The organism is Paenibacillus sp. O199 (assembly GCF_001636635.1).
In the GTDB taxonomy this organism is placed as follows: Bacteria; Bacillota; Bacilli; order Paenibacillales; family Paenibacillaceae; genus Paenibacillus; species Paenibacillus marchantiae.
In genome coordinates this window covers 1-2,064 of the sequence record NZ_LGRP01000042.1, presented here as the reverse complement: position 1 = coordinate 2,064, position 2,064 = coordinate 1, and the positions used below count along the sequence as shown (strand labels likewise).

Annotated in this window: 1 protein-coding gene and 2 pseudogenes; all 3 read left to right on the top strand. The window is 36.0% G+C overall.

All coding sequences use genetic code 11. From position 1 onward, the window contains the following. Nucleotides 1–837 (top strand): annotated as a pseudogene (locus tag A6049_RS33805) (ADP-ribosyltransferase); the annotation flags it as partial. 17 nt (nt 838–854) lie between these two features. Then, complete coding sequence (locus A6049_RS29090; RefSeq protein ID WP_063567925.1) at nt 855–1,832, top strand: hypothetical protein; 978 nt, start codon at nt 855–857, stop codon at nt 1,830–1,832. 17 nt (nt 1,833–1,849) lie between these two features. Continuing rightward, nucleotides 1,850–2,064 (top strand): annotated as a pseudogene (locus A6049_RS29085) (hypothetical protein); the annotation flags it as partial.

Here is a 2,064-nt window from a genome sequence, read left to right as displayed (position 1 = left end):
GATCTGATGATGAAGTCGCCGAAACTGGCGAATGCCCTTAACAAAGCAACTGATTTCACACATGGCCTGATGGCGGATGTGATGTCTGATGCGATGTTCTCTGCCGCAATAGATATGCTCGGTAATTATGCGGATTCGAATATTTTGATGTCCGCAATGTTGATTATGAGCAACTCCGGAGGCGGGAAGAAAAAGAAACCACAAGGGAAAACTCAGAAACAAATCAAAAAAGAAGTTGAAGATTTAGATAGAGAAATAAAGAAACGCGAAAAAGAAGGGGCAAGTAAAGAAGAACTTAAGAAATTAAGGCGTGAACGGAGTAAGCTGGCCAATAAGCTGGATACACCAGATGATATTAGTCATAATTACGATGTATCCAATGTAGAAGGGTATGAGCGGAAAATAGATAATTCAAAATATTATCATCATGATAAAGGTGACTTTGGAGAGGAAGTAGCCAAACAAATTGCTAAGGATAACAACTTGGGCAAGGATATTTCGGATTTATTCCAAGTTGGTCGAAATGGTGTAGATGGAACGTTTTTATCCAAAGGCCCACCACCTAAATTAACAATGATTGAGGCCAAGACATCGGAATGGGGAAATTTCTCATACTCTACAAATCAAAAATTAGGAGGAGAAGGTTACTTTGAAAATATGTTAAAAAGTAAAGATTCAAGATATTCTGAATTCAACGAAAAATACGATAAATTATTGAAGGAAAATCCTGGATTGGAATTTGATTATATCAGAGTAGAAACTGATGTTTCTAAAACTAAAGTTGGTTTCGGAGTAGATGTTGTTAAAGTTAAAGACTGGAATAGGTCACTCAATTAACAAATAAGGAGGAACAAATGGTAAATCTCAAAAAAATGAAAATGGCTTATAAAAGGTATGTCAAAAATTTTGTTGATGGCATTACATTGGATAAAACACAGATGAAATATGAAGAGGCTAAAAGTGAAAATAATGCTATTGTAGAAATCAATGAAACTGAAAAGGATCATATATTATTAATAAATATGTATAGAATTTCTTCCTATTGGCTGTCTGTATGGAAAAATGAGGTTTTGATTAATAATAAGAACAGTACAAAGGGATTAAAACAGATACAGCAAGTTGTATTTTATCAATGCATGTGTAGGCATATTTATAAAGACCGTTATCCAAAAATGAAGTTGATTGATTACTCTTTTGAATCCAATATGATAGGCTTAATTCATTTAAATATGTTTGGGTGGTCGAAGGAGGAGGGAATATTCTTTGATTTTATCGCCGATCATCTTGGAGAAAACATCATGGAGGCAAATGATTGGAAACAACATATTTGGTTTTTGCTAGAGTTATATCTGCAATATACAAACAAAACGATTTTAGGAACCAATGATCATGTTCATTCGGCTGTCAGATCAACATTAGAGGATAGAGATAAGCGTTGTGACTTGATTCCAGAGGAACTTGGTATCTATAGAGAAGTGCTAGATCGTTGGAATACACCTGATCTAGACGAGATCACAGAGTTAATCGCTAAGATGTCAGATCATCATTCTACCTTGGCTTCGGATTTAGGAAATTCACTGGAGTTTGGTGATTTCGATTACGCTTTTTATCCATACGAAATTCTCTTCTTGCTTCATGTACGAAAAAAACAAGGCTTGCCCAATCCGAACCATTTTGATGATTTCTTGATGAATACACCTGAAGCTACAATTGATATACAAGACCCTGAACCATATCCAGAGTTAGATCCACTACTGAGAATGATCGATGACTTTTACCGCAAAAATTATCCTGAATATATTCCTAATCAACATGGAGACCTATTTCAATAAGAGAGGAGGGCAATGATATGGAAGAGGAAGATTTGGTGCCTTTGATTTTCAAGGATCAGGAGGACGTTGAACATATCTTGAATGACCCGGACGAGTCACTGGCGTATTTCAGTATGTTGAACCACGGTTTGGCGACGAAGAGGTTTTTGTTTCTGGATTATAAAGGAGAAGAGAGTCATGAATCTTGGACTATGAGTTCGATCACGACATTGAACTGGGAACCCCAGATGAG